The 21882-nt window shown below is 62.2% G+C and carries 20 protein-coding genes and 1 tRNA gene; 14 read left to right on the forward strand and 7 right to left on the reverse strand.

Features of this window, described 5'->3' with window-relative positions; all coding sequences use genetic code 11:
• The first annotated feature begins 45 nt into the window (after positions 1–45).
• The 3 genes from JS46_RS09560 (at position 46) to JS46_RS09570 (ending at position 2990) form a co-directional block, all read left to right on the forward strand.
• On the forward strand, positions 46–687 hold the full coding sequence (locus JS46_RS09560; RefSeq protein WP_033750734.1) for a TetR family transcriptional regulator: 642 nt from the start codon (positions 46–48) through the stop codon (positions 685–687).
• Between the two features lie 73 nt (positions 688–760).
• Positions 761–2143, forward strand: coding sequence for a D-arabinono-1,4-lactone oxidase (locus tag JS46_RS09565; protein WP_033750018.1), 1383 nt, complete (start codon positions 761–763; stop codon positions 2141–2143).
• A gap of 19 nt (positions 2144–2162) precedes the next feature.
• Positions 2163–2990: a glycosyltransferase family 8 protein gene (locus JS46_RS09570; protein ID WP_033750020.1), complete on the forward strand. Its 828-nt coding sequence runs from the start codon at positions 2163–2165 to the stop codon at positions 2988–2990.
• Between the two features lie 37 nt (positions 2991–3027).
• Here JS46_RS09570 and JS46_RS09575 read toward each other — a convergent pair whose 3' ends face one another.
• Positions 3028–4149 (reverse strand): Gfo/Idh/MocA family protein, encoded by a 1122-nt coding sequence (locus JS46_RS09575; RefSeq protein WP_033750023.1) that lies wholly within the window; start codon positions 4147–4149, stop codon positions 3028–3030.
• A 329-nt stretch (positions 4150–4478) separates the two neighbouring features.
• Here JS46_RS09575 and JS46_RS09580 point away from each other — a divergent pair.
• Positions 4479–4554: transfer RNA gene (locus JS46_RS09580), tRNA-Asn, on the forward strand.
• 70 nt (positions 4555–4624) lie between these two features.
• Here JS46_RS09580 and JS46_RS09585 read toward each other — a convergent pair.
• Entirely contained in the window at positions 4625–5836 is a 1212-nt protein-coding gene (locus tag JS46_RS09585) for an MFS transporter (protein WP_033750025.1), read from the reverse strand.
• 201 nt (positions 5837–6037) lie between these two features.
• On the opposite strand from JS46_RS09585, the gene JS46_RS09590 reads away from it, so the two are divergent.
• Both JS46_RS09590 and JS46_RS09595 read left to right on the forward strand, forming a co-directional pair.
• Positions 6038–6580: a TetR/AcrR family transcriptional regulator gene (locus JS46_RS09590; RefSeq protein WP_033750028.1), complete on the forward strand. Its 543-nt coding sequence runs from the start codon at positions 6038–6040 to the stop codon at positions 6578–6580.
• 76 nt (positions 6581–6656) lie between these two features.
• On the forward strand, positions 6657–7853 hold the full coding sequence (locus JS46_RS09595; RefSeq protein ID WP_033750031.1) for an MFS transporter: 1197 nt from the start codon (positions 6657–6659) through the stop codon (positions 7851–7853).
• Positions 7854–7895: 42 nt separating this feature from the next.
• Here the strand turns inward: JS46_RS09595 and JS46_RS09600 are convergent, their stop codons facing one another.
• Complete coding sequence (locus tag JS46_RS09600; RefSeq protein WP_033750035.1) at positions 7896–8918, reverse strand: LLM class flavin-dependent oxidoreductase; 1023 nt, start codon at positions 8916–8918, stop codon at positions 7896–7898.
• Positions 8919–9128: 210 nt separating this feature from the next.
• Between JS46_RS09600 and JS46_RS09605 the strand changes: the two genes are divergently transcribed.
• Positions 9129–10187, forward strand: a complete 1059-nt coding sequence (locus tag JS46_RS09605; protein ID WP_033750038.1) for a fatty acid desaturase — start codon at positions 9129–9131, stop codon at positions 10185–10187.
• Positions 10093–10851 (forward strand): phosphate/phosphite/phosphonate ABC transporter substrate-binding protein, encoded by a 759-nt coding sequence (locus tag JS46_RS09610; RefSeq protein ID WP_033750041.1) that lies wholly within the window; start codon positions 10093–10095, stop codon positions 10849–10851. Before JS46_RS09605 ends, JS46_RS09610 begins: the two co-directional genes overlap by 95 nt.
• 12 nt (positions 10852–10863) lie before the next feature.
• Here JS46_RS09610 and fusA read toward each other — a convergent pair whose 3' ends face one another.
• The gene (fusA, locus tag JS46_RS09615; RefSeq protein ID WP_033750043.1) at positions 10864–12960 is read right to left on the reverse strand and encodes an elongation factor G; all 2097 of its coding nucleotides are present in this window, start codon (positions 12958–12960) and stop codon (positions 10864–10866) included.
• 141 nt (positions 12961–13101) lie between these two features.
• Between fusA and JS46_RS09620 the strand changes: the two genes are divergently transcribed.
• The gene (locus tag JS46_RS09620) at positions 13102–13407 is read left to right on the forward strand and encodes a helix-turn-helix transcriptional regulator (RefSeq protein WP_033750046.1); all 306 of its coding nucleotides are present in this window, start codon (positions 13102–13104) and stop codon (positions 13405–13407) included.
• A gap of 72 nt (positions 13408–13479) precedes the next feature.
• A complete protein-coding gene (locus JS46_RS09625) occupies positions 13480–14391 on the forward strand; it encodes a ketopantoate reductase family protein (RefSeq protein WP_033750048.1) in 912 nt (303 codons plus the stop codon).
• Here the strand turns inward: JS46_RS09625 and JS46_RS09630 are convergent, their stop codons facing one another.
• Positions 14392–15171: an ElyC/SanA/YdcF family protein gene (locus JS46_RS09630; RefSeq protein ID WP_033750051.1), complete on the reverse strand. Its 780-nt coding sequence runs from the start codon at positions 15169–15171 to the stop codon at positions 14392–14394.
• Positions 15172–15256: 85 nt separating this feature from the next.
• On the opposite strand from JS46_RS09630, the gene JS46_RS09635 reads away from it, so the two are divergent.
• Complete coding sequence (locus JS46_RS09635) at positions 15257–16318, forward strand: LacI family DNA-binding transcriptional regulator (protein ID WP_033750054.1); 1062 nt, start codon at positions 15257–15259, stop codon at positions 16316–16318.
• Between the two features lie 74 nt (positions 16319–16392).
• Here the strand turns inward: JS46_RS09635 and tmaR are convergent, their stop codons facing one another.
• Both tmaR and JS46_RS09645 read right to left on the reverse strand, forming a co-directional pair.
• On the reverse strand, positions 16393–16713 hold the full coding sequence (gene tmaR / locus JS46_RS09640; protein WP_033750057.1) for a PTS system regulator TmaR: 321 nt from the start codon (positions 16711–16713) through the stop codon (positions 16393–16395).
• A 161-nt stretch (positions 16714–16874) separates the two neighbouring features.
• Positions 16875–17933 (reverse strand): FUSC family protein, encoded by a 1059-nt coding sequence (locus tag JS46_RS09645; RefSeq protein WP_187143649.1) that lies wholly within the window; start codon positions 17931–17933, stop codon positions 16875–16877.
• Positions 17934–18140: 207 nt separating this feature from the next.
• Between JS46_RS09645 and JS46_RS09650 the strand changes: the two genes are divergently transcribed.
• Genes JS46_RS09650 through JS46_RS09660 form a run of 3 tightly spaced genes read left to right on the forward strand, consistent with a single transcriptional unit; the run spans position 18141 to position 21864 of the window.
• Positions 18141–18893, forward strand: a complete 753-nt coding sequence (locus JS46_RS09650; protein WP_033750064.1) for a gluconate 2-dehydrogenase subunit 3 family protein — start codon at positions 18141–18143, stop codon at positions 18891–18893.
• Positions 18890–20653, forward strand: a complete 1764-nt coding sequence (locus JS46_RS09655) for a GMC family oxidoreductase (protein ID WP_033750066.1) — start codon at positions 18890–18892, stop codon at positions 20651–20653. The genes JS46_RS09650 and JS46_RS09655 overlap by 4 nt, the downstream gene beginning before the upstream one ends.
• Positions 20650–21864, forward strand: a complete 1215-nt coding sequence (locus JS46_RS09660; RefSeq protein ID WP_033750068.1) for a cytochrome c — start codon at positions 20650–20652, stop codon at positions 21862–21864. The genes JS46_RS09655 and JS46_RS09660 overlap by 4 nt, the downstream gene beginning before the upstream one ends.
• Positions 21865–21882: the final 18 nt, after the last annotated feature.

Below are 21882 nucleotides of genomic sequence, written 5' to 3' on the forward strand. Positions count from 1 at the left end.
GGCTGTGATACCATGCTGGCTGGATTTTCTTTGTTACTGAGCGCTATGTCGGACACCACACCAAAACGAAAAAACGACCCTGAAGGGCTGAAAAAACGCATTCTCGCCGGCGCCCTGACTACCTTCGCCGAGTTCGGCATGCAGGGCGCGCGTCTGGAGCAGATCGCCGAAAACGCGCAAACCACCAAACGCATGGTGGTTTATCACTTTGGCAACAAAGAGAAGCTCTATATCGAGGTGCTGGAGCAGGTCTACCAGGCGATCCGCCAGCATGAGACCGGCCTGAACCTGGCGGCGATGGAGCCGGAACTGGCGATGAGCAAGCTGGTGGAGGCCAGCTTCGACTACCACGTCTCTCACCCCGACTTTATGCGGCTGGTCTGCACTGAAAACCTGCTGCGCGGCCGCTATATCTCGCAGTCGCCGCGCATCAAGGCGCTGAACCGCAGCGCGCTCGACGTGCTGGACGATATTCTGGCGCGCGGCCAGCAGCAGGGCGTGTTTATTCGCGAGGTCGAAACCATCGACGTGCACCGCCTGATCAGCAGCATCTGCGTGCATCACGTCTCTAACCGCTACACCTTCAACGCCCTTTTTAGCCCCGATAACAGCGAAGAGGAGAGCGTCCGCCGCAATCGCCAGCTGGCGGTAACGGCAACGCTGCGCTACATCCGTAAAACGGGTTAAGGGAAGCGACAACGCTGTGATGGGCTACGCTTAACTGACGCCAATTTACCGATCTCAACACAGGAACGCAGTCGTGAGCAGAGACGCCGAACGTTATCCTCTACGCAACACCACCCTCAGCGCTGAAGACGACGCGCTATGGAACTGGGCGCAAAACGCCCGGGTTGGCAGCCGCCAGCAGTTACACCAACCGCGCAGCGAGGCGGAGTTACAGCAGCTGCTGCGCAATACCCAGGGCCGCGTGCGCGTGGTCGGCAGCCGCCTGTCGCCGGGCCGCATGCTGAATGTCGAAGAGGATGACCTGCTGGTGGATATCAGCGCCCTTTCCGGCCTGCTGGCGCAGGATGAGCAGAGCGTCACCGTTGGCGCGGGCACCACGCTCAACGATCTCTATATTCAGCTTACCGCGCTGGACCGCATGCTGGCCGCCTCGCCCGGCGTGATTGCGGTACAGAAGCTGGCGGGCGCGATGGCGACCGGCACCCACGGCCAGGGCCTGCAACAAAGCTCGCTGGCGGACGAAGCGCTGCGCATTCGTATGGTGCTGGCCGACGGATCGATCCGCGAGTTTACGCGCGGCGAGCCGGACTTTCCCGCCGCGCAGGTGACGCTCGGCGCGCTCGGCATTGTCACAGCCGTCACGCTGCGCACTCAGCCCTTTCGCATTTACACCTGCCATAAAAACGCGGTGTCGGCGGATAATCTTGAGCAGGATCTGCTGCGCTGGAACAGCGAGTACGCGCTGAGCAAGGCCTGGTGGTTTGTCGACGATAATCTGATGCACGTCTGGAACGCGAACGAAGCGAGCGCGCAGGAAACCGCCGAGTGGCAGGCTAACGGCCGCGAGGTAGTGAAGCACGCCGACCAGGGCGACGACAGCCTGAACAGCACTATCGACCAAACGCTGGAGCAGATGCATCGCGACACGCAGATCCACGGCAAAGGCGGGAAACAGTTCCGCACCGTGACGCGCTTTCGCGACTTTACCGACGTTACCGGCGACATCTATCAGCTGTTCTGCCGCGGCATTGCGGTACCGCAGATTAACGTCGAAATCGGCGTTCCCCTTTCGCGTACCCCTGCCGTTATCAGCAAAATCAAACGCTGGTATGCCGCAGACCGGCCGCATATGCACTACCCGATCATCCTGCGCTGTACCGGCGCATCGGAAGCCTGGCTCAGCCCGGCCTACGGCGAGCCGACCTGCTTCTTCGGCTTTGTGGTCTATTACGCCGACGACGGTTCGCTGTCGCAGGATGGCCTGCACTTTCTTACCGAGGTAGAGAAGCTGCTGGCGGAAGAAAACGGACGCCCGCACTGGGGCAAATATTACGATGCCGGACGCTACGCCTGGCGCGACGTTTACCCGCACTGGGACGACTTCCGCACGCTGTGCCGCGAACTGGATCCGCAGCGCCGCTTCAGCAACGATTATCTGACCGCGCTTTTTGACTGACTTTTACAGGGAGAGAACCATGTTTGCATGGGTTACGCTGCTGACGCAGCCCGATTATCTGGTGGGCGTTAAGGCGCTGCACCGTTCGCTAAAGCAGAGCGGCACGCGCTGGCCGCTGGTGGTGATGACCACCGATGCGATCCCGCAGGCGGATTGCGCAGCGTTACAGGCAGAGGGCTGCGTGGTGCAGCCGGTCGATCCGATTTATCCCAACAGCGCGCTGGAACAGCACTACGCCTCGGCGCAGTTTGGCGAAGTCTGGACCAAGCTGCGTGCCTGGCAGCTGACCGACTACGCACGGGTGGTGTTCCTCGATGCCGATATGCTGGTGCTGCAAAATATGGATGAGCTGTTTACGCTCGATCTCGGCGACAACTTGCTGGCGGCCTGTCACGCCTGCCGCTGCAACCCTAACCAGATCGCCTCTTATCCCGCCAGCTGGCAGCCGGAAAACTGTCACTATACTTGGCAGGATCGCGGCGAGCCTGCGCCTGTTCTGCTGGATAACTACCTTAACGGCGGTTTTCTGGTACTCACGCCGGACAGTGAGGTCTTCGAACAGCTGGCGGACCGCGTTGCCGCGATTGTGGACCTGAAAGCTTATCCCTTCTCGGAACAGGATTTGCTGAACGAGGCGTTTCACGGACGCTGGCTGCCGCTCTCCTATATCTACAACGCGCTGAAAACCCTGCCGTTTCAGCACAGCCGGATGTGGAAAGAGAGCGAGGTGAAGAACCTGCACTTTATTCTGGCGAAGCCGTGGAAGCGCGATTTGCAACAGCCAGAGAGCGAACGCGACCGCTACTATGCGCTGGATAAACTGTGGTGGGAGAAAGCCGCAGGTTAATGATTGGGCGCGCGGCTACAGACCGCGCGCTGCTCTGCTAAACCGCCTGCCAGCGCCGCTCGGCGGCGGAGACCGCAATCGCCTCCAGCACCTTCTGCACCTGCAACCCTTCGGCAAAATCGGGCCACAGAGGATCGCCCGCCGCGATGCCGTTAATCAGGTCGCGAATTTCCACCGTTTTCTGATCGTTAAAACCGATGCCGTGCCCGGCCGAGACGCAGAAGTTGGCGTAGTCGGGATGCGCCGGACCGGTCAGAATGGTTTTAAATCCCTGACGCCCTGCTGGTTCGTCGTGCAGATAGAGCTCCAGCTCCGCCATGCGCTCCTGGCTGTAGCGCAGCGTGCCTTTGGTGCCGGTGACGACATAGGTCAGTCCCATTTTGCTGCCGCAGGCGATGCGCGAGGTTTCAATCACGCCGTGCGCGCCGTTGCGAAAGCGCAGCAGCGCACTCGCCTGATCTTCATTCTCTACCGGCAACTGGCGGCTGGGATCTTTCGCGTCGGGACGCGTTTTGATCACCGTCATCATGTCGCCGCTCACCTCTTCGATGTCGCCCACCAGATAGTGCGCCATGTTGACGATATGCGCCGCCAGATCGCCCAGCGCGCCGAGGCCCGCCAGCGCTTTCTGGCAGTGCCAGTCGAGCGGCGTCTCCGGCTTCGCCAGATAATCCTCATTGTGGGTGCCGTAGAAATGCACCACCTCGCCGATCTCGCCGCGCGCGATAATCTCTTTCGCCAGCTGGCTGGTGGGGTTCTTCATATAGTTAAAGCCCACCAGGGTTTTCACCCCGGCGGCCTGGGCCGCCTGCACCATCTCTTCTGCGTCGGCCACCGAGAGCGACAGCGGCTTTTCCGAATAGACATGCTTGCCGTGGCGAATCGCCTCCAGCGCCATCTCTTTATGCAGGAAGTTGGGCGCGCAGATATCCACCACGTCAATCGCCGGGTCGCGCACCAGCTCGCGCCAGTCGCCGGTTGAACGCGCAAAGCCAAAGGCGGCCGCCTGCTTCTCCGCCAGCGCAGGATTGACCTCCGCCAGCATCTCGCGCACGATTTCGCCCTTTAGCGGAAAAACCGTCGGCGCCTGTGCGTAGGCGATAGCGTGGCAGCGTCCGATATAGCCGCTGCCGATCATGCCGATCCTGACTCTGTTCATCGACTGCCCTCCTGTTTCATAATTGCTTTTTTACGGAATATACGTTTCGAAATAACCCCAGACAAACAGCAGAGATGAGAAGTGTGAGCCGCTTTGAAATCTTTATATTAAGGGAGCACCCGGGAGATTCAGGTAGAGTGACGTACATGCCGCAACAGGCTATTTTTTTCATTAGTCATTTTGGGGAAAAATAATTTTCATTTGTCAGGCGTGAGCTTTTTTACCGGCGCATCGGCCTGTGGCGTTTATTTCAGCAGTTGAACGTTTTTGTGAAAAAGGGCTTTGACATGGCCGATGCGGGTCGATAATATGCGCCCCGTTCAAGCGATTCCTCTGTAGTTCAGTCGGTAGAACGGCGGACTGTTAATCCGTATGTCACTGGTTCGAGTCCAGTCAGAGGAGCCATATTTAGAGAAGCCCGCTCAGGGAAACCTGAGCGGGCTTTTTGCATTTGTCGTCCCGACAGCCCGCCTCGCTACTCAGCCTGCCGCAGCTTTCTGATCCCCGGCACCAGACAGGCCGCCAGCGTCGCCGCCAGCACCGCCGCGGCGCAGCTCAGCAGCACCGTCTGGTTGCCGAAGCGCATCGCCAGCGGCCCGGCGGCCAGTTCGCCCAGCGGAATAGTGATAAAGGACCCCATCGCGTCGTAAGCGTAAACCCGCGCCAGCCGGTCGCGCGGAATATGGGTTTGCAGCGCCTGCGCCCAGATGACACCGAACTGGCCGAACCCCATTCCGGCAATGCAGAATGCCCCCATCAGCCAGCCAGCCGACGCGCCGCCCGCCAGTAGCAGCATGGGAAAAGCGCAGAGCGCCACCAGCATCACGCCGGTAAACATGGCGCGGCGCGGACGCCAGCGCAGCGCGATGCCGGAGCCGATAATCAGCCCGACGCTTTGCGCCGCGATCATCACGCCCCAGCGGGCGCGGCCAAAGGCGCCGTCAGCGATAACCGGTCCCAGCACCATCACCATGCCGGTAAAAGCGGCGTTAACCACGGCGAACTGCGCCACCACCGCCCAGACCCAGCTGCGGGCGGTGAATTCTCGCCAGCCGTCGCGCAGATCCTGCCAGAGCGACGCGGCAGATGCCGCCGCCTGCGAGCCGGTGCGCACCGCGTAATAGAGCGGCGCGGCCAGCGCGAAGCCCAGCGCATCCACCGCCAGCCCCCAGCCAGCGCCCAGCGAGCTGGTAAGTATGCCGCCCAGCGAGGCGCCGATAATGGTGCCGCCATAAACCCCCGACTGAATAAAGGCGTTCGCCTGGCGCAGCTTTGGCGCCGGCACGGTTTGCGGCACCAGCGCCGATGAGGCGGGCAATGCGATGCCTGCGGCCGCGCCGTTAACGGCGCTCAGCATCGCCAGGGTGATCAGGGTGGCGGCCTGCTCGAGCACCAGCCACGCGACGCAGCTCTGAGAGAGCGCGGCAACAAGCGACGAGAGCAGCAGCACCCGATTACGCGAGTAGCGATCCGCCAGCACGCCGCCAAACAGCAGAAAGAGGACGTTGAACAGCGAGCGCGCGGCGACCACAACGCCGAGGTCGGCGGCGGAACCGCCCATGTCGAGCACCGCAAAGGCGAGCGCCACCGGCGCGACGCTGTTGCCCAGCACCGTCAGCGTGCGGGCGAAAAAGAGATGGCGGAACGGCGCGTAGTGAAAGGCGTGACGCGGGGTGTTACTCTTCACGGCTGCGCTCCCTGCTGCCGACCTTGATCCTTGTGCTGCTGATAGTGCCTCCCTGCCGCTGGCTGCCGTCGATATCGTGTAGGGCAAAATCATAACCGGAGTGGCGCGCGCTGCCCAGCCGACTCCCGCCCGCGCCGCATGCTTTGTCGCCGCCGAGCGGTTATCCTTACCCTGTTTACGTCAGAGAAATGAGAGCAGTTGATGGCCGTTACACGGGATATTAAAACCGACATTCTGGACGCGACGCTGACGGTGATAATCAACGAAGGCGTGCGCGGCACCACCTATCGCCGGGTAGCCGATCAGGCGGGCCTGTCGCCCGGCACCCTCACCTATCACTTTCCGCAAACCGATCTGCTGCTGATGGGTGCCTTCAGCTATATGGTCGATACCATCTCCCAGGCGTTCCGCCAGCGCATGCAGAGCGCGACCGAATGCGCGGACGCCTGCGAAGCGGTAGTGGATTTGATCTGCGGCGACGTCTGGGCCAGCCAGCGTCATCTGATCCTGAGTTTCGAGCTTTACTCGCTGGCGGCGCGCAAAGAGGCGTTTCGCCAGCTGCTGCAGCTGTGGATGTCGCGCAGCCGGGCGTCGCTGCACCTCTGCTTTCCTATGGAGACCGCCTGCGCGCTGGATGCGCTGATTGAGGGCTTAACCATCCATAACCTGCTCAACGACGCGCCGATGAGCCGCGACGCCATTCTGCGCGCGGTGCGAAAAATAGCGGACCCGATTCGAGAATAATATTTCACCTGTTCGCTCGCGCCGCGCCATTTTTGTATTATTCTCTCGTACATCCGTACGACAAACAGGAGTCGTGATGACGCCTCAACAACAGGCTCGCGGCAAGTGGGCCATTTTCGGTCTGATGTTTATTCCCGGCTTTACCTGGGCTTCCTGGGTCAGCCGCACGCCCTTTATGCGCGATACGCTTGACGCCTCAACCGAACTGATGGGCATGATTCTGTTCGGCTTCTCCTGCGGGTCGATGCTCGGCGTGCTGCTGGCCGGCAAGCTGATCGCCCAGCTCGGCACGCAGCGGGTGATGCGCTACGGCATGGTAGTGCTGCTGATCGGGCTGGTGCTGATGGCGCTCAGCCTGACGATGGCGAGCGCGCTGGGCGTCTTTGCCAGCCTGACGCTGCTGGGCGGCGGCACGGCGCTGATGGATGTGGTGATCAACGTCGAGGGCGCCGCGTTCGAACGGGCGCTGGGCCGCTCTGTCATGACCATCATTCACGGCTTTTTCAGCCTGGGCACGCTGGCGGGCGCGCTGGCCGGGCTGGCGATGACCGCCGCGGATATCAGCACCAGCCTTCATTTTGCCGCCGTGCTGCTGGCGGATGTGCTGATCGCCGCCGTGGCGCTGCGCCACCTGCCAGCGACCAGCGACGGCGAACGCAGCGAACAGACGCACAGCGGCGGCTTTATCGCGCAGGTACGCCATGAGCTGCGCGATCGCCAGCTGCTGATCCTCGGCGTGGTGATCCTGGCGATGGCGCTGGCGGAAGGCTCCGCCAATGACTGGCTGCCGCTGCTGATGATCGATGGCCATAACCTGAGCCACACGCAGGGCACGCTGGTCTATGCCGGTTTCACCGCGGGCATGACGCTGGGCCGTTTCCTCGGCGGCTATGTGGTCGATCGCATCGGCCGCGTCTGGATGCTGCGCGTCAGCGCCTTCTCCGCCGCGTTCGGCCTGATGTTGGTGATCTTCTCCGATAATTCATGGCTGGCTGCGGCCGCGGTGCTGTTCTGGGGCATCGGCGCGGCGCTCGGTTTTCCGCTCACGGTCTCCGCGGCAGGCGACGGCAACAACAGCGCGATTCGCGTCACCATCGCGGCGACCCTCGGCTATCTGGCCTTTCTGGTGGGACCGCCGGGACTCGGCTTTATTGGCGAGCATGCCGGGCTGCGCATGGCGATGCTGCCGGTGCTGGCGCTGGTGGTGATTGCCCTGTTCTGCGCCGGGGCGGCGGGCAGCCGCAAGCTGGAAAAAGCGCACCAGACGAGTTAATCCATGCAAAAAAAACGGCGGCCGAGGCCGCCGTTTTCACGCTTAGCGCCAGCCTAACTCCGGCGCGACATATTTCAGAATCGCTTCAATCACGTGCACGTTGTAGTCGACGCCGAGCTGGTTCGGCACCGTCAGCAGCAGCGTGTCCGCTTCGGCAATCGCTTCATCCTGCGCCAGCTGCTTGATCAGCGCTTCCGGCTCTGCCGCGTAGCTGCGGCCGAAAATAGCGCGCGTTTTCTCGTCGAGGAAGCCGACGGAATCCTGCTCCTGGCCACTGCGGCCGAAGTAGGCGCGGTCCATATCGTTCACCAGCGCAAAGATGCTGCGGCTGACCGATACGCGCGGCTCGCGCTTGTGCCCCGCCGCCTTCCAGGCCTCGCGATAGGCGCGGATCTGTTTCGCCTGCTGCACGTGGAACGGCTCGCCGGTTTCGTCATCCTTCAGGGTAGAGCTTTGCAGGTTCATGCCCATTTTCGCCGCCCACTCGGCGGTGGCGTTGGAGCCGGAACCCCACCAGATGCGCTCGCGCAGTCCTTCCGAGAACGGCTCAAGGCGCAGCAGGCCCGGCGGGTTCGGGAACATCGGCTGCGGATTCGGTTTGGCGAAACCTTCGCCGCGCAGCACCTCTAAAAAGGCTTCCGTATGGCGACGGCCCATATCGGCGTCGGTTTCGCCCTCCTGCGGCGCATAGCCGAAGTAGCGATAGCCTTCCACCACCTGCTCCGGCGAGCCGCGGCTAATGCCGAGCTGCAGACGGCCGTTGGCGATCAGGTCCGCCGCGCCGGCGTCTTCCGCCATATAGAGCGGGTTTTCGTAGCGCATATCAATCACGCCGGTGCCGATTTCGATTTTGCTGGTGCGCGCGCCGACCGCCGCCAGCAGCGGGAACGGCGAGCTGAGCTGACGCGCGAAGTGGTGCACGCGGAAGTAAGCGCCGTCCGCGCCCAGCTCTTCAGCGGCGACCGCCAGATCGATGGACTGCAGCAGCACGTCCTGCGCAGAGCGGGTGGCGGACTGTAAAGAGGGCGTCCAGTGGCCGAAGGATAAGAAGCCAATATTTTTCATAATTCAGTTCCTTTCGCGGGCAGGTTTCGCCCCTGCGTGAGAGATAAGATTCGATGGGCAAAGGTTACGTCAGCCGCGTCCGCACTGATAGCCAATAGTTTTCAACCGCATCATCAAGTTTTTCGACATAAGTAAGTCACTCAGGATCTTTCTCTTTTTGTCCGCCTTCGCGCATGTTGTGCTGAATTTGGTCACCTGCGGCAGGTTGCTATGACAAGAGGCTCATCCGACTATCTTCACGCGCAGCAGCGCGCGCAAATCCGGCAGTGGAAACAAAGCTGGCTGTGGCGCAGCGAGCTGCCCACCTGGCTGCTGATGGCGACGATCTACAGCGGCTGGTTCGCCACGCTGGCGTACTGGCAAACACTGGGCCTGTGGCCCGCCACGGGTGTGCTGATCCTGTTTACCAGCTGGTATCTGTCGCTGCAGCATGAGCTAATCCACGGCCACCCGACGCGCTTTCCACGCCTGAACCAGCTGTTTGGCACGCTGCCGCTGGCGGTCTGGTATCCCTTCGGGCTTTACCGCGATTCGCATCTGGCGCACCACCGCAACCACAGCCTGACCGATCCCGACGACGATCCCGAAACCTGGTATCTGTCACCGGCGCGCTGGGCGCGGCTGCGGCCTTGGCAGCGCCGGGCGATCCACCTGCGCAATACCTTTCCTGGCCGGTTGCTGCTGGGGCCGCTGCTGGATATTTACGCGGCGCTTCAGTCGCTGCTGCTGGCGATCTGCCGTGTTGACGGGCGCGCAATCGCCATGTGGATCGTGCATCTGGCGCTGCTGGCCGTGCTGTTCGCCTGGATGGCGCGCCAGGGCTTCTCGCCGCTCTGGTTTACGCTGGCGGTAAGCTACCCCGCGCTGATGCTGACCAAAGTGCGCTCTTTCTATGAACACCGCGCTGCTGCCGATCCGCTGGCGCGCTCGGTCAACAACGAAGCGGGCTGGGCGTGGCGGCTGTTGTTTCTTAATCTCAACTATCACGCGGTGCATCACGACCTGCCAGGCCTGCCGTGGTATGGTCTGCGCAGGGTCTATCTGCTGTGGCGCGACGATTATCACCAGCGCAACCGCGGCTTTCGCGCGGCAGGCTACGGCGAATGGATCAGGGATTACACCACCACGCCCGTTAACGTTAACGCCCATCCGGGCTGGCAACAGGATCTCTCGCATGAAACGGCTTTCGCTACCGATGTACGACATCCATCGTCCGCACACCCAGGCGCTGACCGCCAGGCTGGCACAGCCGTTACGGGCGGATGTTGAATGGCCGGAGGATCTGCTGGCGCACTGGTGCGCCGACGATCTGCTGCTGAGCCAGACCTGCGGCTATCCGCTGATGACGCAGCTGCCAGACGTGCAGCTGGTCGGCGCATTTGAACTCAGCGCACCGGGCTGTCGCGGCGCGCGCTACCGCAGCTGGCTGGTGGCGCGCGAAGAAGATGAAAACAGCGCGCTGGTAGATTTTCGCGGCCGCCGCGCGGTGGCCAACAGCGTCGATTCCCACTCCGGCTATAACGCGCTGCGCTACCTGATTGCGCCGCTGGCGCAGCAGGGCCGCTTCTTTAGCGCGACCCGTTTCAGCGGCAGCCACCGCCAGTCGCTGGCTCATTTGCGCGCCGGGAAAGCGGATATTGCGGCGATTGACTGTTTGACATGGGCGCTGCTGCGGCGACACGCTGCACACGAGCTGGCGGGGCTGGCGATCGTCGGCGAAACGCCGCTCTGTCCCGCTCCGCCGCTGATTACGTCCGCGCAGACGGATGAGGAGACGCTGACGACGCTGCGCCGCGTACTGACGCAGTTTGTCGAGGAGAAGGCGGCGCGCGCCAGCTTTATTACCGGTTTTACCGTGCCGGAGCGCGCCGCGTATCAGGAGATAATGCGCTGGGAGACGCAGGCCGCCGCGCTCGGCGTGACGGCCCTGTAACGCGCCCCGCGCTTAGTGGCGCGCGGCGACCACCGCGTCCGCCACCTGACGCGGCGCCTGCGCGTAGTGGGCGAACTCCATGCTGTAGGTGGCGCGCCCCTGCGTCAGCGAGCGCAGCGCCGTGGAGTAGCCGAACATCTCCGCCAGCGGCACTTCGGCGCGGATAATGCGACCGCCAAAGTGCTCATCCATGCCCTGCACCTGTCCGCGGCGTGACGAGAGATCGCCCATAATGCCGCCCGCATACTCCTCCGGCGTTTCGACCTCTACCTTCATCACCGGCTCCAGCAGCACCGGATCGGCCAGCTTCGCGGCGGCGCGGAAGCCGAGAATGGCCGCCATGCGGAACGCCATCTCCGAGGAGTCGACGTCGTGATAGGAGCCGAAGGTCAGCGTCGCCTTCAGGTCGACGATCGGGTAGCCCGCAATCACGCCGCTGTTCAGCGCCTCGCGGATGCCCTTTTCCACCGACGGAATATATTCGCGCGGCACCACGCCGCCCTTGGTGGCGTCTTCGAACACAAAGCCGCCGCCCGGCTCCAGCGGTTCCAGCGTCAGCACCACGTGGCCATATTGCCCTTTACCGCCGGACTGGCGCACAAACTTGCCCTCGACGTCGCGCGCCGCCTTGCGCAGCGTTTCGCGGTAGGTCACCTGCGGACGGCCGATATTCGCCTCGACGCCGAACTCGCGCTTCAGGCGGTCGACGATAATCTCCAGATGCAGCTCGCCCATGCCGGAGATAATCGCCTGGCCGGACTCCTCGTCGGTGTGCAGCCGGAACGAGGGATCTTCCGCCGCCAGCCGCTGTAAGGCCAGGCTCATCTTCTCCTGATCGCCTTTGGTTTTCGGCTCGATCGACAGCGAGATAACCGGTTCCGGGAACTCCATGCGCTCCAGCGTAATAATGGCGTTGGGATCGCACAGCGTTTCGCCGGTGGTGACCTCTTTCAGCCCGACGCAGGCGGCGATATCCCCGGCGCGGATCTCCTCTATTTCATGGCGCGCGTTGGCGTGCATCTGCACGATGCGGCCGATACGCTCTTTTTTGCCCTTGACCGCGTTCCAGACGCTGTCGCCTTTGCGCAGCACGCCGGAATAGACGCGCACAAAGGTGAGCTGGCCGACGAAGGGATCGCTCATCAGCTTGAACGCCAGCGCCGAGAAAGGCTCGTCATCGCCCGGATGCCGCTCCGCCTCGTTGCCGTTCTCATCCACGCCTTTGATCGCCGGAATATCGGCCGGTGACGGCATCAGCTCGACCACAGCATCCAGCATGCGCTGCACCCCTTTGTTTTTGAAGGCGCTGCCGCACAGCATTGGCTGGATCTCGTTGCGCAGCGTGCGCTGCCGCAGGCCGGCGATAATCTGGTCATGCGCCAGATCGTCGCTCTCCAGCCAGGCTTCCATCAGCTCATCGCTCGCTTCGGCCGCCGCCGAGACCATTTTTTCACGCCAGGCATTCGCCTCGTCCAGCAGCGCGTCGGGGATTGGCGCGTAGCTAAAGGTCATGCCCTGCGACGCCTCGTCCCAGTAAATCGCCTGCATTTTCAGCAGATCGACCACGCCGCTGAAGTGCTCCTCCGCGCCGATGGGGATGACGATCGGCACCGGATTGGCGCTGAGGCGATCTTTCATCATCTGCACCACGCGGAAGAAATCCGCGCCCTGGCGATCCATTTTGTTGACGAACGCCAGTCGCGGCACGTGATATTTATTCGCCTGTCGCCACACCGTTTCCGACTGCGGCTGCACGCCGCCGACGGCGTCATACACCATTACCGCGCCGTCCAGCACGCGCATCGACCGCTCGACTTCGATGGTGAAATCGACGTGGCCGGGCGTGTCGATAATATTGATGCGGTGCGGCGCGAAGCTGCCGTCCATGCCGGGCCAGAAGCAGCTCACCGCCGCCGAGGTGATGGTGATGCCGCGCTCCTGCTCCTGCGCCATCCAGTCGGTCGTTGCGGCGCCATCGTGCACTTCACCCAGCTTGTGGCTCATTCCGGTGTAAAACAGGATGCGCTCGGTCGTGGTGGTTTTACCGGCATCGATATGCGCGGAGATGCCGATGTTGCGGTAACGCTCAACGGAAAGTGTTCGGGGCATGATGCGTCCTTAGTCGGTTGACTTGTGGCGCGGCGCGCAGGATTGCGCGCCGTCGAAAAGCAGCTTACGCTCACTGTACGACTAAATGCGAACAGTTTGAGCTATAATTGCGCAATTGATAGATCGTAGAACAGGAATACCATGCTGGAAAATCATCCGCAGCCGCACGAGATCAAACTGGAGAACGTGCTGTTTGCGCTCGGCAATCCGATTCGCCTCGCCATTCTCCAGACACTGGCGCAGCACGGCGAGCAGAGCTGCAACGCGCTGCGCGGCGAGATCGCCAAATCGACCATGACGCATCACTGGCGCGTGCTGCGCGACAGCGGCGTGATCTGGCAGCGGCCCGTCGGGCGGGAAAATCTGATTTCGCTGCGCCGCGACTGCCTGGATCAGCGCTTTCCCGGCCTGCTCCCCGCCCTGCTGGCGGCGATAGCGCGGCGCTGAGCAACGCGACGCTGGCAACCGCCGCCGTCAGGTTTTAAGGTAGGAGCCTTAACGGCTAAGGGAAAATCGATCATGCGCATTCTTATCGTAGGCGCCGGGGCGACCGGCGGATATTTTGGCGCGCGTCTGGCGCAGGCGGGACGCGACGTTACCTTTCTGGTGCGCGAGCGTCGCTTCAGGCAGCTCAGCGAAAACGGCCTGGTGCTGCGCACGCCGCAGGGCGTAGAGAAGCTGCAGCCGCAGCTGGCGCAGGCGGGATCGCTGCGCGGTCCCTACGACCTGATTATCCTGACGGTGAAAAGTTTTGCGCTGGCGCAGGCGATAGAAGACATTGCGCCCGCCGTGGGCGAACAGACGCTGATTATGCCGATCCTCAACGGCATGCGTCATTTCGACACGCTGCGCGAACGCTTCGGCGATAAGGTGATCGGCGGGCTGGTAAAAATCAACGCGACGCTGGGCGAACAGGGCGAAGTGGTACGGATGACGGCGCTGCACCAGATCTATTACGGCGCGCTGGATGGCCGTAACGACGCGCGGCTGCAGCGCGTGGACGAGGCGCTGCGCGCGGCCAGCGTCGACACCATTTTTTCCGATAATATTATCGGCGAGCTCTGGGAGAAGTGGCTGCTGCTGAGCACGCTCGGCGCGGTCTGCTGTCTGGCGCGCGGCGATACGCAGCAGGCGCTCACCGCCGAGGGCGGCGAAGCGCTGCTGCGCGGCATCTTCAGCGAGGTGCTGGCGACCATTACCGCCGACGGCTACCAGCCGCGGCCGGCGGTGACGGCGAAAATCCTCGAGCTGCTGAGCAATCCCGCCACGCCGATGACCTCCTCGATGTATCGCGATTTATGTCAGGGCTTTGATATCGAAGCGGAACAGGTGATCGGCGATCTGGTGAAGCGCGCGGCGCGCAACGGCGTCAGCGTGCCGCTGCTCAACGCGGTGAACGTCAATTTACAGGTCTATTTAAAGAGCCGTTAACTAGCGCCCGGCAGCCAGCCGCGCCTGCACGGCGGGCAGCTGCATCAGGCGATGCCAGGCGGCGTCTACCGCGTCGGGCATCTCGACTTCGCCGAAAAAGCCGGCCCCGCGCGGGCCGTAGCCCTGTTCATCGTTGCGCAGGCGCTGCACTTCGCCCATCAGCAGCTGCACGAAGCGCTCCAGCGACCACAGCCCCTGCGGCGGCGCGCCGGTGATGCGCGCCATGCCGGAATCGAGCGTCACGACCGGGGTAAATACCGGCCAGTTGATAAAGCGCGGCGCGTCGTCGCGCTCGCGCCACTGCCAGCGAAAGGTGGCGTCGGCGCGGCGCTGCAGCAGCGGATCCTGAATCAGCACCACGCGCTGCGGCCGCAGCTGGCGGGCGTCGAGCAGGCGCTGGCTGAAGGCGGCGTTTTCGCCGGAGTTGCGCGACGCCTCCTCCAGCAGCAAATCTTCTTCGTCGAGGCCGCCGAAAACGCGGGCAATCGCCGCCAGCATCTGCGCCTCGCTTTTGCCGCGCGTCTCGATATCGCGATAGAGCGGATGCAGCGCCATCGCCTGCGCCAGCGCGCCGGTGGCGTGGCCGATGCCGCCGCTGAGCAGCAAGGGCAGCCCGAACCTTTTCGCCAGCGCCACCGCGCCCTCGATATTCGGCAGCACGGCGTGGCCGGCAAGTATCGCCATATCCGCTTCAATGTCGCCTTCGACGGGCATATCGTCCAGCGCCAGCCAGGCGGCAATAAGATTGAGATCCTGTATGGCCTGAGGGTTAAGCTGCATCTTTCCTCCGTTCGGGTTGTGCGCAGACGCGCCTGCGCGACGAAAATTTTGTTACACTGGCCGCCTCTGTCCAGTGGAGAAATCAATGACTTCCCGCGCTATCACTCTTGATGACGTCGCCCGCCTTGCCGGCGTCTCCTACCAGACCGTTTCCCGCGTGCTTAACCATTCGCCGCAGGTCTCCCCGCGCACGCGGGCGAAAGTGGAAGCGGCCATGCAGCAGCTCAACTATGTGCCAAACCGCGTGGCGCAGCAACTGGCGGGCAAAGCGACGCGCACGCTCGGGCTTGCCACCAGCGATCTGGCGCTGATGGCGCCGGCGCAGATCGCCTCGGCGATCCAGCAGCGCGCCAGCCGCGACGGTTACCATCTGGTGATCGCCATGCGCAGCCACAACAGCGCCGCCGAGACCGTCAACGAACTGCTGGCACAGCGCGTCGATGCGCTGATGATTAATCTGCCGCTGGCCGCTGCGGAAGCGGAGCAGATCCAGACGCTGTGCGGCGACAAGCCGGTGATTTTTATGGATGTCGAACCCCAGGCGCAGGTAGCGCAGTGTCAGTACTCCAACGCGCGCGGCGCGCGGGCCGCCGTCGAGCACCTGGTCGCGCTGGGGCATCGCCAGATCGGCCTGCTGAACGGCCCGGCGCAGGCGATTTCGGCGCAGCTGCGCGAAGCGGCGTGGCGCGAGGCGCTGGCGGCGCACCGCCTGACGCCCTTCTGCGCGCTGCGGGGCGACTGGAGCGCGCAGTCTGGCTATCAGGCGATGCTGCAACAGCTGCCCGATCGCCTGCCGCAGGCGCTGCTGGTGGCGAACGATCAGATGGCGCTTGGCGCGATGCGCGCGCTGCATCAGCACGGGGTGGCGATTCCGGGCGAAATCTCGGTGGTCGGCTATGACGATACCGCCGAAAGCGCCTGGTATCAGCCGCCGCTGACTACGGTGCGTCAGGATCTGCAGGCGCTGGGAGAACAGTGCGTCGAAACGCTGCTGGCGCGTCTGCAGGATGCGCCGCCGCCCTCCCGACCGCTGGAGCCGACGCTGGTGCTGCGCGCCACCACCGCCGCGCCGGGCGGCGAAGTACCGGATGGCGAGGCGCTGGCGCAGCAGCTGCAGCGCATCGCGCGCCAGCTGCTGCAGCGCTAATTTCAGCGAGTCACGCCGGTTTCAGACGAAAAAAAACCCACGCTTCCGCGTGGGTTTTGCCATTCAGCCCGCGCTTACTGCGCTTTCGGCTCGCCCATCGATTTCAGTTTTTTCGACAGGTCGCGACGCTCTTTCGACAGATCGGCGTTTTTGATGATGTATTCATCGACGCGATCTTCGTAGTCGGAACGCATCGAGGCGATGATTTCCTGAATCGCCTCAATGCTCATGCCCGGTTTAATATATTCGCTCAGGTTGTCCAGCAGCAGAACGCGCTTCTGGTTATCACGGATTTTCTTTTCGTTATCAATGATTTCACGCTGCAGTTTGTTTTTACGACGGAACATACGCACAAACTCCAGTACGTCCTGAAATGATTGCTTGGCATTTTCCATGGTGGCACCTTTTTTTGGGCCTGCTTACGCAGGGGGTAGAGTCATAACCTTCAGCTTAGCGGTTCGCCAGCCGGGGCGACAATTGTCGCCGCTAAAATCGGACTGGCGCTTATCTTAGCGCAAAGAATGCGCCTTTCGCATTAAGTCATTGTCCCTGGTGATTATTTGCGCAGCGCCAGGCGGATCAGATCGGTCATGCGCTCCAGCTGCTTCGCCAGCTCCAGACTCAGCCAGACATAGCCGTAGATAGGCGTCTCTTCCAGCCGTTCGCTGCCCGCATCGGCGATCAGCTGCTTGAGCTCGCGGGTGATTTCCGTCAGCTCGTGGCTGTTGGCTACCACCTCGTCGGTCTCGCCGCGCAGCGCCAGCGCCGAAAGCGCATGCAGCGTCTTTTCGGTCATCTGCTGGGTGCGCCGCAGCGTTGGCGCGTTGAGCAGGATAAGATGCGTTTCGCGCGAGGCCCACCAGGCTTCGATCTGCATCTCCACCGTGTTCACCATATTGCGGTTGATGGTCTGAATCGCCTCAAACACCGATTTGGGAATTCGCGTCTCTTTACTCGCCGGCACCAGCAGCGCGCGCATTTTCACGACGTTGGTCAGCAGCTTGCCCAGCGGCTTTTTCAGGCGCGGCTTCTCTATCAGGTTGGGGGAAAAACCGGCATGATAAATTTTGGCGATCTCCGCCAGCGAGTCCGACAGCTGTATGCGCCAGTGGGTATAGGCGCGCTGCGCCCAGATGGCGCTAAACAGCAGCGCCAGCAGCGAGCCGAGAATTACGTCCCCGCCGCGCCACAGCGCCACGGTGAAATCGCCCGCCGGCGCGCCGACCACCACGCTGAGCGTAATGCCGATCAGCAGCGCCATATAGGGATGCTTGCCTAACGTCAGGTAGCCGCACACCATCATCACGATGCCGCACCATGCCAGCATCACCGGCAGCGACATCATCTCCAGCTTGAGGGCGATCAGGCCCGAGATCGATCCAGCAAAGGTGCCGCAGATACGCTGGATGGCGCGTGGAAAAACGTTGCCCCAGGTAGAGATTGGCCCCATCACCACCACCAGCGTGATCAGCGGCCAGGTGCCTTCGGGAATACCGGTGAGCCGCACCAGCAAAAAGGTGAGTAAAAAGGCGATGGCGATGCGTACGCCATGCACGCTGCGATAGTGGCGATAGAACCAGAACTCGATATTCGATATGGGCTTATCTGGGCGCAAGTTGGCTTTCCGGCTGAGGATCATAAAGTGCGTTATTTTATCCCATGACGTTGCTAAGGCTTAATGCCGCTTCTACATTTCAATACAGTTTTGACACCTTCTTACAATTATCAACATTGCCTTTACAAGCACCCAAAATCATAAAAACAACCACATAACCACATCTCTTATTTTCGTTTATTTGATAACACGACTTAAGGAAGCGACATGAAGAAAAGAGCCAAAACGTTGCCGGGCGTCACGCGACGGCAGGTGTTGACCTGGTCTACCCTAGGCGTAGCCGCCAGCGTTACCCGCGCGGCCGACGCCGTCTCCTTGAAAGGTTCGCCGGGCTGGACGCCCTTCTCCGATAATCCTCCTGAAACCTTCGACCAGCCCGGCTGGCTCTTTTTCACTCAGGAAGAAGCTGAAACCATTGAAGCCATCGTCGATCGCCTGATCCCCGCCGACGAGCTGAGCGTGGGCGGCAAAGAAGCGGGCTGCGCGCAGTTTATCGATCGTCAGCTGCACGGTTTTTACGGCACTTTCGAGCGCATTTATATGGAAGGCCCATTCCAGAAAGGCACCGTCGAACAGGGCGATCAGTCGCCGCTGGTGCCGCAGCAGCGCTACCGTCAGGGCCTGGCCGCGCTCGACCGCTATGTGCAGCAAACCTCTCAGAAACGTTTTAAAGAACTGACGCCGCAGCAGCAGGACGCGCTGCTGGCCGCGATGGAAGCGGGCAAGGTGCACTTCGAGGGCTTCGATGCGCAGTCGCTGTTTATCGAGGTGCTGAACAACACCATGGAGGGCTTTTTCGCCGATCCCATCTACGGCGGCAATCGCGATATGGCGTCGTGGAAGATGCTGGGCTTTCCCGGCGCGCGCTACGACTATCGCCCCTACATCGAGCGGCACAACGAAGATCTGCATCTCGAACCCATCAGCATCGCACAGTGGAAAGGCAGGGATAAGCCATGAAAAAATTACCTAAAACGGATGTCGTGGTGATCGGCCTCGGCTGGGCGGGCTCGATTATCGCCAATGAACTGGCCGACGAAGGGCTGGAGGTGATCGGCATCGAGCGCGGTCCGTGGCGCGATACCGCGCGCGATTTCAATATCGGCACCGTGACCGACGAACTGCGCTATGTGATGCGCGAAGAGCTCATGCTACGCACGCGACAGAATACCTGCACCATGCGCAATAACCCGTCGCAGACCGCGCTGCCGATGCGCACCTGGGGATCTTTTCATCCCGGCAACGGCACCGGCGGCGCGGGCAACCACTGGGCGGGCATCACCTTTCGCTTTCAGCCGCACGAATTCCAGCTAAAGAGTTATCTCACCGAGCGCTACGGCGCCGACGCGATGCCCGGCGAGCTGACCCTGCAGGACTGGGGCACCACCTGGGAAGAGATGGAGCCGCACTATATGCAGTTTGAGCGCGTAGCGGGCACCTCCGGTTACGCGGGCAACCTCAACGGCGAGAAGCGCGCCGGCGGCAACCCGTTCGAAGGCCCGCGCAGCGGCGACTATCCGACGCCGCCGCTGCGTCAGCCTTACGGCCCGACGCTGTTCGCGCAGGCGGCGAAAGAGATGGGCTATCAGCCCTTCCCTGTGCCCTCTTCGCTGGTCTCCGAGGCCTATACCAATCCCTACGGCGTCACCATGGGCCCCTGCACCTTTTGCGGCTTCTGCACCAACTACGGCTGCGCCAACTACTCCAAAGCCAGTGCCATTACCACCGTGCTGCCCGCGCTGATGCGCAAAGAGAACTTTACCGCCTATACCAACTGCGAAGTGCTGGAGGTGCTGACCGACTCCAGTGGTAAAAAAGCGACCGGCGTCTCCTACGTCGACTCCTCCGGCGATACCTGGGAACAGCCAGCCGATCTGGTGATTGTCGCCGCCTTTACCTTCGAGAACGTGCGCCTGATGCTGCTGTCGCAGATCGGCGAGGCCTACGATCCGGTCACCAACAAGGGCACCACCGGCCGCAACTACGCCTACCAGACCGCCAACAACGTGACGCTGTTTTTCGATGACAAGAACTTCAATCCCTTTATCGGCGCGGGCGCGGTCGGCATGGGCATCGACGAGTTCAACAACGATAACTTCGACCACAGCGGCCTCGGCTTCTTCGGCGGCGGCAGCATCCGCGTGACGCCGATCGGCTCCGCGCCTATTGGCTATCGTCCGCTACCGCCCGGCACGCCGAAGTGGGGATCGAAATGGAAGCGCGCGCTGAAAGATAACTACCTCAGCACCATGTCGATCGGCTGCGAGGCCAGCAGCTACACCACGCGCACCAACTACCTTTCGCTCGATCCCAACTATAAAGATCCGCACGGCCGTCCGCTGCTGCGCATTACCTTCGACTTTTCGCACAACGATCTGAAGATGGCGCAGTACTGCACCGGCAAAGTGGCGGAGATCGCCAAATCGATGAACCCGCGCGAGATGATCGTTAAACCGATGACCGGCCACTGGAGCAGCGTGCCTTATCAGTCCTCTCACGTCGTCGGCGGCTTTGTGATGGGCGCCGATCCCAGCACCAGCTCGGTCAACAAGCATCTGCAGGTCTGGGACGTGCCGAACCTGTTCGTGGTGGGCGCCTCCGCTTTTCCGCAGAACCCCGGCTACAATCCGACCGGCACCGTGGGCGCGCTGGCGTTTAAGGCGGCGCACGCGATCCGCACCTGGTATCTGAAACGTCCGGGGGAGATGATTACCGCATGAAAACGCTGAATGCACTCTCCGCCGCGCTGCTGCTGGTTGCGAGCGTCGGCAGCCAGGCGCAGCCGGAGTATGACCAGTACGCGCGCGGCAGCTATCTCGCCACCCTTGGCGACTGCACCGCCTGTCATACCACCGATGCGAAGCAGCCCTATGCGGGCGGCGTCAAGATTAATACCCCGTTCGGCGTGCTGGCCGGCGCCAATATCACGCCGGATCGCGAGACCGGCATCGGCGACTGGAGCTATGACGATTTCCGCCGCGCCATGACGGAAGGCATCGGCCACAACGGCAAACGGCTCTACGGTGCGATGCCGTTTACCGCCTACACCAAGATGTCCGAGCGGGACCTGCAGGATCTCTGGGCGTGGATACAGACGCTGCAGCCGATCCATCATGAAGTCGAAACCAACCAGCTCCCCTTCCCCTTTAATATTCGCACCAGCCTGATTGCCTGGAACTGGCTTAACTTCGATAAGGGCACGTTTATACCCGATGCGAAAAAGTCGGCGGAGTGGAATCGCGGCGCTTACCTGGTACAGGGGCTCGGCCACTGCGGCACCTGTCACACCTCGAAGAACTTTCTCGGCGGCGATAAGGGCGATCGTTTCCTCAGCGGTAGCGAAGTAGAGGGCTGGTATGCGCCTAATCTCGGCGCGGACGCCCATACCGGGCTGGGCAAATGGACGCCGGAGGATATCGTCAGCTATCTGCGCACCGGCGTGAACCGTTACGCCATCGCTTCCGGTCCGATGGCTGACGCGGTGCGTCACTCGACCCAGTACTGGCGCGAAGAGGATCTGCGCGCGGTAGCGACCTTCCTGAAAGAGGGGAAAACCCACGATGAAGAGGTGCCGCAGCCGCTGGCCGCCAGCGACGATCGCATGAAGCTCGGCGCGCAGATTTATGAGGCGAAGTGTTCCGCCTGTCACAGCCCCGGCGGACGCGGCGAGCGGAATATTTTCCCGCAGCTGGCGTCCAATCCGCTGATCAACCAGCCGAACGCCACCTCGCTGATCCGGGTGGTCAGCGCAGGCAGCCGCGGCGTCGATACCGACGCCCGACCAACGGCGCCCGCCATGCCCGCCTTTGCCGGAGTGCTGGATGACGAGCAGATCGCTGCCGTGCTGACCTATGTGCGCAACAGCTGGGGCAACGCCGCCGCGCCGGTGTCGGCCAGCGACGTTAAGGATGTGAAGGACGATCTGAAGTAATAACCAGAGGCGGCACGG

Source organism: Pantoea sp. NGS-ED-1003, from assembly GCF_000738765.1.
Lineage (GTDB): Bacteria > Pseudomonadota > Gammaproteobacteria > Enterobacterales > Enterobacteriaceae > Pantoea > Pantoea septica.

Coding starts and splice junctions, on each gene's coding strand:
- JS46_RS09650 (WP_033750064.1), top strand. CDS start 18,141: ATGAAGAAAAGAGCCAAAACGTTGCCGGGCGTCACGCGACGGCAGGTG.
- JS46_RS09590 (WP_033750028.1), top strand. CDS start 6,038: ATGGCCGTTACACGGGATATTAAAACCGACATTCTGGACGCGACGCTG.
- JS46_RS09570 (WP_033750020.1), top strand. CDS start 2,163: ATGTTTGCATGGGTTACGCTGCTGACGCAGCCCGATTATCTGGTGGGC.
- JS46_RS09630 (WP_033750051.1), bottom strand. CDS start 15,171: ATGCAGCTTAACCCTCAGGCCATACAGGATCTCAATCTTATTGCCGCC.
- JS46_RS09635 (WP_033750054.1), top strand. CDS start 15,257: ATGACTTCCCGCGCTATCACTCTTGATGACGTCGCCCGCCTTGCCGGC.
- JS46_RS09620 (WP_033750046.1), top strand. CDS start 13,102: ATGCTGGAAAATCATCCGCAGCCGCACGAGATCAAACTGGAGAACGTG.
- JS46_RS09655 (WP_033750066.1), top strand. CDS start 18,890: ATGAAAAAATTACCTAAAACGGATGTCGTGGTGATCGGCCTCGGCTGG.
- JS46_RS09605 (WP_033750038.1), top strand. CDS start 9,129: ATGACAAGAGGCTCATCCGACTATCTTCACGCGCAGCAGCGCGCGCAA.
- JS46_RS09660 (WP_033750068.1), top strand. CDS start 20,650: ATGAAAACGCTGAATGCACTCTCCGCCGCGCTGCTGCTGGTTGCGAGC.
- tmaR (WP_033750057.1), bottom strand. CDS start 16,713: ATGGAAAATGCCAAGCAATCATTTCAGGACGTACTGGAGTTTGTGCGT.
- JS46_RS09625 (WP_033750048.1), top strand. CDS start 13,480: ATGCGCATTCTTATCGTAGGCGCCGGGGCGACCGGCGGATATTTTGGC.
- JS46_RS09610 (WP_033750041.1), top strand. CDS start 10,093: ATGAAACGGCTTTCGCTACCGATGTACGACATCCATCGTCCGCACACC.
- JS46_RS09560 (WP_033750734.1), top strand. CDS start 46: ATGTCGGACACCACACCAAAACGAAAAAACGACCCTGAAGGGCTGAAA.
- fusA (WP_033750043.1), bottom strand. CDS start 12,960: ATGCCCCGAACACTTTCCGTTGAGCGTTACCGCAACATCGGCATCTCC.
- JS46_RS09600 (WP_033750035.1), bottom strand. CDS start 8,918: ATGAAAAATATTGGCTTCTTATCCTTCGGCCACTGGACGCCCTCTTTA.
- JS46_RS09575 (WP_033750023.1), bottom strand. CDS start 4,149: ATGAACAGAGTCAGGATCGGCATGATCGGCAGCGGCTATATCGGACGC.
- JS46_RS09595 (WP_033750031.1), top strand. CDS start 6,657: ATGACGCCTCAACAACAGGCTCGCGGCAAGTGGGCCATTTTCGGTCTG.